This window comes from Sphingomonas sp. MMS24-J13 (genome assembly GCF_044905095.1).
GTDB lineage: Bacteria > Pseudomonadota > Alphaproteobacteria > Sphingomonadales > Sphingomonadaceae > Sphingomonas_I.
In genome coordinates, this window is the sequence record NZ_CP173258.1 from 4644819 (window position 1) to 4658976 (window position 14158).

16 protein-coding genes are annotated in these 14158 nt (G+C 63.9%); 1 reads left to right on the forward strand and 15 read right to left on the reverse strand.

The features are described 5' to 3' along the window. Positions 1-36: 36 nt before the first annotated feature. The 13 genes from AB4Z44_RS21765 to AB4Z44_RS21825 form a co-directional block, all read right to left on the reverse strand. Positions 37-207: a hypothetical protein gene (locus AB4Z44_RS21765; protein ID WP_404711740.1), complete on the reverse strand. Its 171-nt coding sequence runs from the start codon at positions 205-207 to the stop codon at positions 37-39. A 60-nt stretch (positions 208-267) separates the two neighbouring features. Then, positions 268-2697: a hypothetical protein gene (locus AB4Z44_RS21770; RefSeq protein ID WP_404711741.1), complete on the reverse strand. Its 2430-nt coding sequence runs from the start codon at positions 2695-2697 to the stop codon at positions 268-270. Between the two features lie 12 nt (positions 2698-2709). After that, positions 2710-2832 carry a hypothetical protein gene (locus AB4Z44_RS21775; protein ID WP_404711742.1) on the reverse strand — a complete coding sequence of 41 codons (123 nt, stop codon included), beginning with the start codon at positions 2830-2832 and terminating at the stop codon, positions 2710-2712. 176 nt (positions 2833-3008) lie between these two features. Continuing rightward, positions 3009-3377, reverse strand: a complete 369-nt coding sequence (locus tag AB4Z44_RS21780) for a hypothetical protein (RefSeq protein ID WP_404711743.1) — start codon at positions 3375-3377, stop codon at positions 3009-3011. Between the two features lie 59 nt (positions 3378-3436). Beyond that, complete coding sequence (locus AB4Z44_RS21785; protein WP_404711744.1) at positions 3437-4195, reverse strand: hypothetical protein; 759 nt, start codon at positions 4193-4195, stop codon at positions 3437-3439. 83 nt (positions 4196-4278) lie between these two features. Next, complete coding sequence (locus AB4Z44_RS21790) at positions 4279-4704, reverse strand: hypothetical protein (RefSeq protein WP_404711745.1); 426 nt, start codon at positions 4702-4704, stop codon at positions 4279-4281. Beyond that, on the reverse strand, positions 4701-5186 hold the full coding sequence (locus tag AB4Z44_RS21795) for an HK97 gp10 family phage protein (RefSeq protein ID WP_404711746.1): 486 nt from the start codon (positions 5184-5186) through the stop codon (positions 4701-4703). The genes AB4Z44_RS21790 and AB4Z44_RS21795 overlap by 4 nt, the downstream gene beginning before the upstream one ends. Then, a complete protein-coding gene (locus AB4Z44_RS21800; RefSeq protein ID WP_404711747.1) occupies positions 5183-5737 on the reverse strand; it encodes a hypothetical protein in 555 nt (184 codons plus the stop codon). The genes AB4Z44_RS21795 and AB4Z44_RS21800 overlap by 4 nt, the downstream gene beginning before the upstream one ends. A 3-nt stretch (positions 5738-5740) precedes the next feature. Then, complete coding sequence (locus tag AB4Z44_RS21805) at positions 5741-5956, reverse strand: hypothetical protein (protein ID WP_404711748.1); 216 nt, start codon at positions 5954-5956, stop codon at positions 5741-5743. Positions 5957-6113: 157 nt separating this feature from the next. Further along, positions 6114-7739: a hypothetical protein gene (locus AB4Z44_RS21810; RefSeq protein WP_404711749.1), complete on the reverse strand. Its 1626-nt coding sequence runs from the start codon at positions 7737-7739 to the stop codon at positions 6114-6116. A gap of 93 nt (positions 7740-7832) precedes the next feature. Further along, a complete protein-coding gene (locus AB4Z44_RS21815; RefSeq protein WP_404711750.1) occupies positions 7833-8897 on the reverse strand; it encodes a hypothetical protein in 1065 nt (354 codons plus the stop codon). A 76-nt stretch (positions 8898-8973) separates the two neighbouring features. Beyond that, positions 8974-9891 carry a PEP-CTERM sorting domain-containing protein gene (locus AB4Z44_RS21820; RefSeq protein ID WP_404711751.1) on the reverse strand — a complete coding sequence of 306 codons (918 nt, stop codon included), beginning with the start codon at positions 9889-9891 and terminating at the stop codon, positions 8974-8976. Between the two features lie 154 nt (positions 9892-10045). Continuing rightward, positions 10046-10327, reverse strand: coding sequence for a hypothetical protein (locus tag AB4Z44_RS21825; protein WP_404711752.1), 282 nt, complete (start codon positions 10325-10327; stop codon positions 10046-10048). A gap of 181 nt (positions 10328-10508) precedes the next feature. Between AB4Z44_RS21825 and AB4Z44_RS21830 the strand changes: the two genes are divergently transcribed. Further along, the gene (locus AB4Z44_RS21830; protein ID WP_404711753.1) at positions 10509-11330 is read left to right on the forward strand and encodes an NYN domain-containing protein; all 822 of its coding nucleotides are present in this window, start codon (positions 10509-10511) and stop codon (positions 11328-11330) included. Here AB4Z44_RS21830 and AB4Z44_RS21835 read toward each other — a convergent pair. Continuing rightward, positions 11327-12688 carry a phage portal protein gene (locus AB4Z44_RS21835; protein WP_404711754.1) on the reverse strand — a complete coding sequence of 454 codons (1362 nt, stop codon included), beginning with the start codon at positions 12686-12688 and terminating at the stop codon, positions 11327-11329. The genes AB4Z44_RS21830 and AB4Z44_RS21835 overlap by 4 nt on opposite strands. Positions 12689-12742: 54 nt before the next feature. After that, positions 12743-14134 carry a phage terminase large subunit gene (terL, locus tag AB4Z44_RS21840; RefSeq protein ID WP_404711755.1) on the reverse strand — a complete coding sequence of 464 codons (1392 nt, stop codon included), beginning with the start codon at positions 14132-14134 and terminating at the stop codon, positions 12743-12745. Positions 14135-14158 lie beyond the last annotated feature (24 nt).

The window sequence follows — 14158 nt, forward strand, 5'->3', positions numbered from 1 at the left end:
GTCATCGCTGACCGATTGTACGACATCCCCGCCCGCCTAGATCTGGGTGCGTATGGCGGTGCTCTCATAATATTCCTCGAAGCGGCGCGCGTTCGCGCGCGACGTCCCGATTCTGCGGATGGCCCTGTAAACGCCAAAGATGACGGCGCCTGTCAGCAGTACCCACAAGGTGACCGTCACTGCGATCTCGATTGGCGTTGCTTGCATCCCCGGCCCCTGTCCCCGGACCCACCATGCCTGATCCCGCGGGGGGAGCGCAATTCCCATTCAGATATTAAGGTTCATTCCGGCGAAATGTCCTTCGCGGTGCGCCATTCTGAACGCCTTGGCGACTGCCGCGCGGTTGGCGACGATCTGCGCCGGCGTCATGGTTCCGCTATGGTCGTGATAGTGGAAGGCATTGCTGTTGCCGGCGTCGTTGGCGGCAAACGGCGCGTTCATATTGGCCGCGCCGCCTTGAAGCATCGCGCGCAGAGGGCTCGCGAGACTGGCGGGGAGCACCATCTCGTTCCGGTGCAGCAGGAAGGGGGCGTTGTCGTAGGGAACCGAGCCCATGCCCCCTTCCGCGCTGAAAACCGATTGGCCAAGCTTGATCACACCGAACAATGCGCCCGCGGCGAGCGCGGGCGCGATGATCCAGCCATAAGGGCCCATCTTCGCCACGGCCGCCCATACATTCGCGGCGGCGACGCCAGCGGCATGGGCGATCTGCTTGATCGCGGTCGACGCCGATAGCACCAGCGATTTCGCAGCAGCGCCCTCTTCCGCAGTGGTCCGGGTGCTCGTCCCGAAAAGAACAGCCGCGGTTTTGGATAGTTCAGCCGAGATCCAGCTCTGCAGCGTCTTGGCCAACGCATCCGAAACCATACTGACCATGCCTTGATAAATGTTCTTCAAGGTTGCGCCAAAGCTCTGTTGTAGGGTCAGCAGCTTGGAGATGTTCTGCGCCCACAGGGACGAGGTCGCGCTGATAGCCTGCTTCTCGATCTGCGATCGCTGGGCCTCTCCATCCCGCTCCGCTTTGGTCCGTTTCGCCTGCGAGTTCACTGAAATGGCGTCGGTTTTATCCGCTAACTCCTGGTACACCCTGATTTCTTTGGCGGGGGAAAGCGCGGTCGGCATCGGGGGGAGTTGCAGGTTCAGGTCTTCCTGCAAGCCTCCCGCGGCCTTCTTCCTTGATCTCGCCGAGGCGCCGCGGCCTGTTTTCGGCTTCGCGCCTTCGTCTTCTCCGCCCTCGCTCCTACCTTGCGGCAGGTTGAGATGCGGTGCGGTGGCAGGCGGCGGCGCCTCGCCACGTGTCGCCGCAGCCATCGCCGCGCCGGCCTCGTGCATCGCGGCTGCGATCCTGCCCGCCGTCGTTTCGACCTTGGCCGCCATGCTGTCGATGCCGGCTTGCCAGTCGCCGGCGATCTTGCCCCACTGCAGCGTGAAGGCATCGTGCGCCACGGTGGCGAAGGCACGTAGATCGCCTACGATGACTTCGATATGGCCGCGAATAATCTCGATGACGACGATAACGACGTCCTTCAGGACGACGAAGGTGTCCTTGATGACGTTCAGCCAGGTATTGCCGATTTTGACGTCGCTGGGCAGCTTTTGACCGAAAAGATCGGTAATCGCCGACGCGATATCATGCGTGATTTCGCTGACAGCGTCCCAAAGATCGCTGAACACGCCGGCCAAGGCGTCGATTGCAGCGCCGACCTCGCCGACGACAAGTTTGATCTCGGAAAAAAGGAGGGCGGCGATACCCCCTTGAGTATAGCTGTCGATGAAGGCCTTGATCAGCAGATTCATGCGATCGACTATGACGGTGAAGATGGGGGCGAGCGCATCGGTCAGGATGTTGTTGAGGCCTTGCATCGCGATCGTGTTGGTGGCCCACGCGCCAGCCAAAGCGTTGCCCTTGGCCACCGCCGCATCATTGCTGACGCCGTAATCGTTCAGCACCTTGGTGAAGGTGCCCATCTGCTCTTTATTCGCGTCCAGAACCGGCAGCAGATCGGCACCGGCCTTGCCGAACAATTGTATCGCGAGCGCTGTTCTGGCCGGCCCGTCCGCCATCCCGGAGAATTTGCCCATCGCAGCGGTGAGCACCTGCATCTTGCCGTAGGAACCGTTGGCCGACAAGCCAATCGCTTTGAGGGCATCATTCTGTTGTTTGCCGCCCGCCTTGGCAGCGGCGAAGGTATGATCGAGCCCCTGCATCGCCCCGGCGAACACATCGATCTTGGTACCGGTTACCGATGCCATCGCCTGCATGGCCTGGACGTCGCCGGTGGTAGTGTGGAGGTGGTGGGAGAGTTGGGTGGTTTCCTCCGCTGCCTTGCCCATGCGCTGGGAGAATTCGGCCACGGCGCCTACCGCACCTGCGATATCCTTGACCATGTCGAATTTGTCTTTGAATTCCTTATAGGCACCAGCGCCTTTTTCAGCTCGAGCCGCAGCCTCCTCCAAGTTTTTGTTGTTGCGCTCGATCTCACCGTGCATCTCCCGCATGGCCTGCGTCAGATGTCCGCTGGCGCCTGCAGCGGCGGACATCGATGTGCCGATTTGCGATCCCATCCCCTGAAATGCACCGGTAAGTTGCTGGACGATCGGCGCCAACGTGGCGACCTGTTCTTTTGTCGCATTGATGCCGGCAATCAGGCCCGCCATTTCGGAGCCGAATATGACCTTGAAATGCGTGTCGGCCATGGCAGCTTCCTCTCATTCGGACGTGGACGGCAGCCCCAGCCGTGGCTTCTCCAGCCTGCCGGCCGGCAGAGCGCCGAGGCTTTGGAGCGGGTCGTCCGGGACGATCGGCACCGATGCCGCTTTCGTGAGCTTCATTCCCCAGCCCTCGGCCAACGCGGCCAAGGCGATGTGGAGCGGCGGACCATATTCAGCCCAATGATCGCGCAGGCAACCGATGTCCCACAGTGTCCAGTCGGCCAGAAGCGCGCTTTTCGATCCGCCTTCGATACCGGCTGCGATCAGTTCGAACAGGATAGTGCGAAGTTGTGTCTCTAGGCTCCCGCTCCGTCGCTCAATGGAGTGGGAGCCGCCGCTTCCCCCTGGTTCAGGCCGCTCTGACCGAGCACAGCCAGCATTCCTGCTATGATCGCTCCGATGCCTTCCGGGGTTGGGTCGACATCATCCAGCAGTTGCTCGATGCTGATCGACGGATCGATCCTGGCGATGCCGATATGAAGGATGCGGATCGCGTCCGCCGCCTCCTGCAGCGCCTCGGCGGTCGTCATGGCGGCGGTGATCTGCCGGGACTTTGCCAGCCGCACATCGGCCGGGTCGGTCGGCAGGATCGTCACGCCGGCCCGCTCCCCGATCGCGGCATTGCGCGCCTGTTGCGTGTCAAGGATCGGCGCCGCTTCCAGCATCTGGCCGAGCTTGTACGGCGCGAGCTCGAATGTGCGGCCGAGGAAATGGACGAGGGCGCTCATTCGGCGGTACCGATCGTCAGCACATTGCCCTGCGGATCCGCGAAGACCGTGAACTCGAAATCGGGCAGCATGAAATCGTCGAGCTTCGTCGCCATCGACAGCTTGGTCGACAGGCAGGCGTTGGCGCTGACGATCAGCGGCTTATTGTTCTGCGAGACGAAGAAATCGATGCGGAAGGTCGGCGCGTAGCCCATCGGGATATTGACCACGGCGAGCTTGCGGCTGGTGGTCGAACTGGCCGTATATTGGTAGCTGATGATGACGGTCTTGCCGGTATCGCCCGCGGCGAAGGTATAGACGCCGGCGGCGACGCTATATTGTCCGGCCGTCGGCGCCGAAACGACGCGGGTATAGGGGAGGCCGCTCACGTCAGTGACGCCCAGATCATTGGCCCAGGTGCCCGATGCGGGGATCGTCGGCGTGATCGTGAACGGGGTCGCCGGAATGGCCACCGCCGGCGGGTTGATCACATCGCTGATCGAGCCGTTCGTCATCGCCTGGCCGAAGAACAGGCTGTTCAGCAGCATGCCGTTGATCTGCGCGAACGATGCCTTGCCGCTGATCTTGCCCTTGCCGCGGCCGACCGCGATCGGAAACTGGTTCTGGCCGTAAAGCTCCTTGGTGTCGAAGCTCATGTCGAGGCTGACATTCTGCAGCACGCCGAACTGCACCGGAGTCGGGTCGGACAGCGTGTTGCCATAAGCGTCGGTGGTCGCGGTGCCGATCAGGCTACCCGCGCCGAATATTGTTTGCATGGGACATGCTCCTGGTTGTGGCCGCACATGGCGGACCGAGTGATGGGATTGGAAAGCCCGCCACGCATGGGCGAGAGGAGGGGCTAAAGTGTCAGCATCCTCACCGGGATGATCGCGACCTCGTCATCGCCGAGCGCGCCTTCGGAGGTTTCGATCGCGCCGTCGATCCGGGCATATTCGACGAGGCCGTCCAGCGTCTGCGGTGCCCCCGCAGGTGTCGGGTCGAGGGCGGCGGTCACGGCATCGAGGATCGGGTTGAGCACCTCGCCGGGTGACAATGCACCTGACGTGGAGACATAGACATAGAGCGTTGCCTCCAGCAGCCATCGCGACGGCAGCCCGTTGGCGGCAGTGGCCAGCACCGTCTCGCGGCCCTGCGCCTGGAACAGCGCCGGGCGCTGGCTGGCCGGTACGTCCGACCAATGCTTGAGCTTGCGTGACGTAGTGACGAGGCCGTCGGCGGCCGAGACGAGCGCGAACAGGGCCGCATGGATCGCTTCGCGGTTCATGGAATGGCCCTCGTCATGCCGGCGTCGATCGTGCCCTGGACCGCGCCCGAGGCCTGCAGATCGGCGAGGGCCGATCGCAGGAAGGATCGTTCGGGCAGGTTCATCCGCATAGCGTGTGCGCGGACGGTGATGCTTTTCTCGGCGATGGGCCGGCCGAACGCCTGCCTGATCCGGCGCAGATGCTGCCGCACCGAAACCGTGCCGTGAAAGCCGAATTCGTGGGCCGCCGCATAGGGGGCATCGGCGGTCACGGTGGCGGTGATCCTGCCGCCGTCGCTTTCGATCACGGGCCGGATCGATCGTTGCAGGCGGCCGCTGCGTGTCTGCAGCACCGCACCGGACAATTTGTCCTGCTGGATCATGCGCGTCAGCCGCAGCGCCAGATCGCCGACGCTGGTCTGCAATTCGGCGGTGAGCCGTGGCGCGAGGCTGTCGAGCCCGGCGGCGATCGCGTCCGCACCGATCATCTGCAGATCGATCATAGCGCCACCACCGTCTGCCAGCTTTGCAGCAGCGTCGCGACCGACGCGGGCATGTCCTTCTGCACGAGCGACACGGTCTCGCCGGCAAGCGACTTGGACGACCATTCGGCCTTGTCGCGCAGCTTGTAGCGGAGCGTCACCAGTTCGTTGCAGGCCTGCCGGATATCGGCGGGCACGACATCGTAACCCGCATCATATCGAATGCGGATATTGGCGATGCCGCGGGTGAAGAGCTGACCCACCAGCGCGACCTGATTGTCGTCATGGTAGAAACCAGGAAGGCCCCATGCGGCCTGCGCCGGAATCGGCTGGCCGTCCACCTCCAGTGTGGCGATTGTCCGGATCGGGGTCTGGGGCAGTTGCAGCGCAGCCGTCCCGCGCCCCGATCGGCGGATGTCATAGCTGGCGGTGGTGATGTCGCGATTGAGCCACGCGCGGATCCACGCCGAGCAGGCGGTGACGAGCGTCGCGATCACGACATCATCGGCATCCCCCTCCACCCCGCAATAGGATTTGACCGCTGCGACCGAGGTGAGATCCGCCAGCGCCATGGCTCAGGCGCCCTTCTGCGGGGACGGCTCGGCCTTGGCCGGGGGCGTCTTCGCCGCGACAGTCTCGGCAAGCGCGAAGCCGTGGGCGATAAGCCCGATCCAGTCGCCATGCGCGATATCGCCGGCCAGTTCGAGGACGCCGTCGACGACGGCGACCTTGCCGCGCGAAAGAAAGGCCGCATCGACATGCGGCGGCGCGAGGAAGCGGGTGATGTTCATGATCGTCTCCCGGAAAGTCTTCTCCCCGGAACGGGGAGTGGGACCGTCGCGCCAGCGATGGCGGAGGGGATGGCACGACGGTGGGAAAATCCCCTCCACCACATCGCTGGGCGATGCGGTCCTCCTCCCGAGTAAGGAACCCGGGGCGGAGACAAGATTACGGCGTCGGCGCGATGTTCGTGATCACGCCCGCGGCGAACGGCGCGTAAACCGCCAGCGCTTCCTGCGCGTAGACGCCATAATCCTGCTGACGCGTCACCTTGGGCCACATCTGGGTGTAATAATCCTTGCGGGTCAGCATCTCGGCGACCAGCGGCGTTTCGTTCGAGACGTACCAGGCGGGCAGTTTCTCCGCCCACGCCAGGATCGTGCCGGGCGCCAGATTGGGGTGGATCTTGACCGGGATCTTGGTGCCGCCATCGGGCGTGTAGGGATTGAAGTAGAAAGCGACCGCGCCGTTCGCGGTCAGGCGATAGCCGTCGCCACCATCCGCCTGCGCCTCATATTTGAGCAAGGGCGAGGTCGCGTTCGACAGCACCAGCTTGGTGATCGATTTCAGCTCCTGCGAGCTGACATAGATCACCGTCGGGCTGATCCGGTAATTGTCCCACATACTCTTCAGCATCGTGTCGATCTCGTTGACCGAACCCACGCCCGATGCGGTGAGCTGCGTGCCGGTGCCCGCGGTGCCCGAGGGCAGGCAGGCGAAATAGCTGTTGGCGCCGGCATTGAGGAAAGCGGTCGTCATCAGCCCGTCGAAGGCCAGGCCGCTATTGCTCGAATAATCCGCCGCAATCGCGGTCGCCGCCTGACGGCTGCCGGCGAGCGGTGCTGCGAAGCTCGCCGAGTTGATCGTGGTGATCGCCTGCAGCGTTTCGTTGCCCGACGTGCCGACATACCAGGCATAAGCGACCGCGCCGGTCACCGGCGCGACGGTGGCGAACAAGGTCTGGCCGAGTGTCGCCGCCTGGGTCGCGGCCGCGGACTTGTTGGAGGCGCCGCCGTTGAGGGTGAAGGTGCTGCCATCGGCCGAGGCGACGTTCTGCGTCGTCGCGACGCCCCCGCCGAGCGTGGACTGCATATAGCCGAGCTGGGTCAGCGCGACGGCGATCACCGAATAGGTCGCGGCCGGCAGGGTCGCGCCCGATCCCGAAGCCGAGAGGGTGGGGGTGGCGGGTGTGCCGAGCGAAAGCGAGTTGTTGCCAGCAAGGATGCCGGCCTCTTCCTTGACCATCGTCTTCAGCATCAGCCGCAGCTGGATCATCGAATTCTCGTCCTCGAACCCTTCGGAGGCGTACATCGCCTCCTCCGTGATCGAATCCTCCTCGCCGATCGTCGCGTAAGAAAGGGTCCTGTTGACGAGGCTGTAGGTCATGCGGCCGGCGCGTTTCCCTTCGGGAACGAAGGGCGTCCAGTTGTAGCCCGAGCCGTTGATCGCGGTGATCGCCTTGTAGCGCAGCGCATCGCCCGGATTCTTGCGCTGGTTGCGCGGGATGGCGTTGCGCAACGGAGTGAGGGTTGGGAACAGGTTCAGCGCGGGCGCGCGCAGATCGTAATAAGTGAGGCCCGTCCCAAGCGTAACGGTCTTGGCCAGATCCTCGGCGCCGTCATAGAACTGATCGCCGCTCATTGGATTGCCGAGCGTCGCCTTCAACAAATCGAGCGTCTCGTTGGCGCGGTTGAAGGTGAGGAAGCCGTGGCGCCGGTCGTCGGCATTCTGCACGCCGTTGATGTCGAGCATGAGCCGATCGGCGAACACCGATCGCGGGGTGATGGCTGTCATGAAGCTTTCTCCAAAGAAAAAGCCGCCCGGTGAGGAGCGGCCTGAGAATGTTCGAAACCTGTAATTCTCCCCAGCGCGGGGCTGATCTTTTGGTTAGCGCCGGGCCGCGCCTACGCTGGCCAGGATAGCCGCCTGCTTGACCGGCCCGTTGGGAAGCGCGGCGATCCGTTCGGCCAGCGTCTCGCCACGCTCGGCCGGCACCGCGCTTTTCTCCATCGCGATCAACTGGCCCTTGGCGGGCTGCGGCTGGCGCCGGAGCATCTCGATTTCGGCGAGCGCCTGGGTCAGCCGTTCGGTCAGCGCCTCGACGCGCGGGGCCGACTCCTCGACCGCCTTGGCCAGCCGGTCCCGATCCGCCACTATTGCCGCGAGCGCATCCTTCTCGGCCGGGGTGCAGACGGCGCCGAGGCAAACCGCATTGTCATGGATGGACTGGATCTGGTCGGCGTCCGACGTCCCGCTTTCGGTCGCTGGGGCGGCGGTGGAGGCATCGTCTGGCGGCGGAGCATCTGCCATCTTGGCCAGTGCCTCGTCCGCATTTTCCGCGATCAGCTCGGCGCGCGCTTTGGCGACGAAGTCGTTTCGGCGGCCCGCTCTGCCCGCCGCCTGCGCCAGCGCGGCGGCGCGATCGAGGGTCGCGTCATTGCCGGGCTCGTAAGCCTTGGCCAGTATGAAGCGCACCGGCTCTTCCGCCCCATCGGCCTTGATCATCGTGAAGGTCGCGGCCGGGTTGCACGGCACATCGACGATCGAAAGCTCGCGGACGTCGGCGGTGTAGCGTTTGACCGCGCCGTCCTGCCATCTTTTAGCATAGCGCCCGCCGGGGCTGAAACCGGTGTAGACACCTTCTTCCACTTTCCGCCATTCGTCGTCATCGACGATCTTGGCGACGAAGCCGACCTTCTTCAGCTCATCGTCGAAGCTGATATCGACCAGCTTGCCGCACGCATTGCGGCCATGCTGCGCGCGGATATTGCCGTAGCTCTTGCCGTCGGACGCCTTGGCGATGCCACCCGACCAGGCGGCGATATGGGGTTTGCTGCTGGCATAATCGAACACCTCGCCGGCGCGATCGGGGGTCTCGTCGAAATGGCCGTAGACGAGCCGCCGGGCGGCATCGGCCTTGGCGAGCGGAATGAAGAGGGCCAGACGGTCCATCGGCAAGCTCCTGTGGCGATTGATGAAGAGCGCCGCGCCGCGTGGCGCCGGCGAGAATGACAGACCGTCGCGGCGATCAGGCGTCGCGGCGCAGGCCGCCCGCCGCCGGGCGACGGCGCGTGAATCCGATCAGGCCGAAACCGATGATGAAGCTGATCCAGCTTGCCGGTTCGGGTACGGGCGTGACCGGCGGAGTTGGTGTGCCGGGCTGGTTGCTCGAGCCGGTTCCGGCCGGCGAGGTGGGAGAAGGTGGCGGAGGCGCGTGAAAGACAGCCGGTGGCGACGGCGGCGCTGTGACGGCCTGAGGCAGCGTCGGTGATGTGGACGGCGCGGGATCGGGTGTCGTGGTCAAGGCCGGGGCAGGCGTGCTGTCGGCTGCGGCAGTCAGTGGGCCGGGCGTGCTCGTGGCAAGCGCCGCAACGGCCACGCGCTCTGCCGTTTCGGCACTCTTGGTGAAAAGGTCGTTTGTCGGGCTGCCGGGAATGACGATGAACGGATCCCAGGCGGCCAGGCCGCTGATCGCCGAAAGCTTGCCCCAGGTCGGCGGCGATGCGTCCAGGGTCCGATATGCCAATGTCGCAGTGGCGCCGATCGGCTTCACCGCGCCGATCGGCGTGACCGAGATCGGCAGATCGTGCGGCGCACCCGATGCGCCTGCCAGCATCCGCTGCCAGGCCTCGTCACCCGGATCCTGTGCGATGAGCATCTCCGGATAGATGGGCGTGTCGGCCGAAGGAGGCGCCGTTGCCGGCGACGAAATGCCGTCCAGATGGATCGAAACGCTGGGCGCCCGTGCGCTATCCTTGTGCGTGAAAGGACCGATATGCAGCGTGGCGGCCGATGCCACCGCGATCAGGCTCGTCGCGAGGACCAATCCGCCGGACACGATCGCGGTCCGGACCATGCCGATCAGCTCGATATCCGGTGCGCCGAGCCGCCCGGCTGATCCCGGCGGATCGAGAAAAAGGGCCGACAGGTCCTCCATCTGCTCCATCGATCGGGTCTTTCACAAAACGCGACTGCACCACGCGGGCTATCTTTCCGCTTGTCCCAAGGCGGCAGCCGAGCTGGTTCCCGAGACGCATTAATGATGGGTAATAAGAGTTAAAGACTCATTAAGTATGATCTCTTCATGCAGTGGGATCGTGTCATTCGACTGGCTCGCCACTCTCTCCGGCTTCTGAATCGCCGATATCCTTCTGCTTCTCGATAATTTCGATGGCGGCGCGCCGTGCGGGATCGAGCAAAGCCGCAAAGGCGAAGCCGATCGCCATGGCTGCACCCGCCATGCGGCCTTTCGTCGATTTCTTGGCGGCTCCGATTGCAGACGGCAGCGTGATAGCCAGCAGCACCGTGAGCACAGCGGCGACGAGCCATTTCATCGTGTTCGCCCCGGCGATGCGGGACCGGGACGGCGCAGCGTCGGCCAACTATCTCCAGCCATGAGTTCGCCGCCCATCGTCCCACCTCCGCCACTGAGATGGCGACAGATCGGCCGATGACAACGCTGCAGGCGCGGGACGGTCAATAGCTGTGACATTTCGGCGCCAGCCGGCTAAAAGAGGCGGTGGCCGATTATCGTGAGCGCCTGTTACCGACCGAAGGACGCCGATGAACGCCGATACGCTCCCCAACAGCGCCCCCGACCGCCGCATCGCTCTGCTGATCGACGCGGACAATGTTTCGCACGGGCATATCGCGGCGATGCTGGCCGAGCTTTCGAAATATGGCACCGCCAATATCCGGCGGGCCTATGGCGATTGGGGCAGCAGCGGCCTCAAGGGCTGGAGGGGGAAATTGCTCGATTTCGCCATCCGCCCGATCCAGCAATTCAGCTATACGACGGGTAAGAACGCAACCGATATCGCCCTCGTCATCGACGCGATGGAATTGCTCTATACGCAGAAACTGGACGCCTTCTGCATCGCCTCGAGCGATGGCGATTTCACCCCGCTGATCATGCAGCTCAAGGCCAATGGCCAGGACGTCTACGGCTTTGGCGAGCGCAAGACGCCATCCTCGTTCGTCAATGCGTGCACGACCTTCCTTTATCTCGACAGCATCGACGACGGTGCTTCGTCCGTGTCCGTTGAAGAGCAGGACGCGAAACAGAAACCGAAGGCTGAATCCAAACCCAAGGCCAAAGCGGGCAGCGTTTCGCCCTCTAAATCCCTCGCCATGGATGCCAAACTGATCGCCATCCTGCGCGGCGCAGTGGAGGCCGTGGCCTATGACGATGGCTGGGCTTCCATGGCGGCGGCCGGCAGCGCGGCCAAGCGGCAGGCGCCGATCGATCCGCGCAATTATGGCGCCAAAAATTTCCCCCGCTTGTTCGAGGCGACCGGCCTGTTCGAGATTTTCAAGGCGGAGAGCGGCCAGAGTTACGTTGCCGACAAGAGCAACAAGGATCGGGCCAAGGAACCCTTGCTTTAGGGGAGTACCGATCGGCTAGGCTCAGTTCCGCTCGTGCTTGCAGTTTCTCCCACCGGCACCGCTCCAGCCCCCGTATAGATCATCGGCCGTGCGCCTCTGCCATCCGGCAGCGGGTCATCCCCGTTGCGATCGCGCACCTCGTCCAGGCTGAGCGATCCGTTGCGGAGCCGGCGATCCTCGATCTGCGACTTGATGTCTGGATCGAATTCGCGGTCCTCGATCCAGGTGAATTCCAGGTCGGGCCGGGCAAAATCCTCCGCCAGGATGCGGTTCATCAGGCGGCGGACGAACGCCATCAGATTGGCCAGCCCCGCCGCCTCGGCCGCGGCATGATCGCTCTGCGCCGATCCCTGGCCCAGCCCCTGCTGCTTCAGGAACGGCGTAGGGGAGGTCGAAAAGGTGAAGCAGATCAGCCGGATCAGCCATTCGTCGAACATATCCTGCAGCGGTGGCTGGCCGATCGGATTCCATTTGAATCCCGCCGGCAGGAATTGCGCGATCCGCCGGTTCTCGACCCCGGCCGAGGTGAGGTTGTTCCAACGCGTCTCCACCTGCGCCACCTGATCGGGCTGCACGCCCTCGGGCGCCTCGAAGAAGCCGTCGCTTAGATTTCCGTCGCGGAAATAGGCCTTCTGGCTTTTCATCCGATCGATCGAGGTCTCGACGATGTTTACGATCATCTCGACCCGGCTGAAGCCATAGGCGTGATCGGCGCGCGGATTCTGCGGATAATAAAGCAGTTCGTCGGCCGTATAATCGACCGCCGGCACGCCCTTCAGGATCTGCTGATAGCCGGGCAAGGGCGGGGCAGGGCGCCGGCCGCCCGGATCGAGCAGAACCTTGATCGTGGCGCCGTCGAGCAGTTCGAACGCATAAGGCCGGCCGGTCACGTCGCGTCGGCGGTAGATCGAGGTCGCGTCCAGCACGAACAATTGCTCGAGCAGCATGCGCGACCATTGCGCCCAATCATGGACGCGATCGGGATATTCGAGCTGTGCCTGGATCTGCGCCACCGCCGGATCGGTCGCGCCGCGTATATGCCCGGCTTTCTCGCGCGGCTTGATCGCCCATTCGAGGCTTTCGAACTTGTCCTTCTGCCCCTCCATCACCATCCGCAGAAGATCGCTGTTGCGCGCGAGCCGCTTGAGCTTTTCGAACCCGACCGGCTCTTCCGAACGTGGCGTGAGGTTGAGATTGAACCCGACCGGATAGTCATATTGCCGCCCCGCGACCTCGGGCGGCGCCATCGGCGTCATCGGATCGAGCGGGCCGAACCAGTTGGCCGGCGCGTTGCCGGTGAAGGCATATTTCACGGCGACGAGCGCGCGGGCGATCATGCCTTGCGGATCAGCAGCCATGCGGCCTCCTTTTTGATTTCTTCTCCCCGAGCAACTCCCGGAAGAAGCAAACGGCTATTCCTTCAGTCTGGCATCCGCCCAGGCGAGCCAGCCCTCGATCCCCGACCCCTGCGACAGATAGCGCAGGGCCTGGGTCGTGCTGTCGACATCATCGTCGTGCGCACCGTTCGGAAAGGCGGCGTGCGAGGCGATATAGTCCGCCGCCCAGTCCGCCCCTTCGGGCAGGAACACGCGGCCCGACTGGATCAGTGCCGTCACCGCGAAGGCGCGGCTGATCTTGTCGGCGTCGACCTGCACCGGAATGATCGGCAGCATCGTGTCGCGCCGCAATTCCTGGACGAGCGACTGGCCCGAAGCCTTGTCCTCCACCAGCACGGCGTTGGGCAGGACCCCGCCCCAGCGTTGCGCGGCCTTGGAGACCAGGATGCGCTTGAGCTCGGGGAATTCGGCCTTCTGCTTCCACAGATCGACCAGATAGAAGCCACGGTCGGTCTCGGCCCAGGTGGTGCAGACCGAATAATCGTTCGTGGTCTTCGTCTTGAAAGCGGTGTCCCAGCTCTGCACGACCCGTTTGACCGGCGGCAGCGCATCGAGTGGGAAGAAGCGCCACCAGTCGATCTTGAAGATGCCGCCGTCGAGCGGGGCCGGAATCTGCATATATTGACCGGCGAACTCATAGGGCTTGATCCGACGCATGCGATCGAGCGCCTCGAAATCGTGCTTCTGCGGCCAAAGCGGCACATCGTCCTTGTCGAGCGCGGGGATACAGAGATGATCCCATATCTCTCCATTGCCGCCCGCCAGCAGCCAGCCCGCCAGATCCTCCTCGTGCAGCCGCTGCATGATCAGAATGATCGGCGTCGTCGGCGCATTCGCACGCGATTCCAGCGTGTTGCGGAACCAGTCGATCACATTGCGGCGAACGAGATCGGATGTCGCCTCGGCGGCCTTGTGCGGATCGTCGATGATGATCGCGCCGCCGAAGCCGTGATCCCCCGCGTCGCGCAACTTGCCGGCACCAAAGCCGGTCATCGTCCCGCCTGCTCCGGTGGCAAAGACGACCCCGCCCGCCGTCGTGCGCCAGTCGTCGCTCGCGCGGCGGGCGGGATCGCTCAGCGTGTCCGGAAACAGTTCGCGATACCAGTCCGATCGGACCAGGTCGCGGGCACGGGCCGCATTGCTCGCGGCCAGCCGCGCACCGTAGCTGACATGGATGAACTCGCTGTCGGGGGCGAGGCCGAGCGACCAAGCGATGAAATCGATCACCGCGATCTCGGTCTTCGAATAACGCGGCGGAATGTTGATGATCAGCCGACGGCAATCCCCTGCATGAACCTCCTCCAGCTTGGTGCAGATCAGCTCATGATGCCAATTGTGCTGCCATGGATAACCGCGCTGGTTCAGGAAAGCGTAACGGCAGAACCAGTAAAGCGATGATCGCGCCATTCCCTGCCGCGCGTCGAGGGGCTG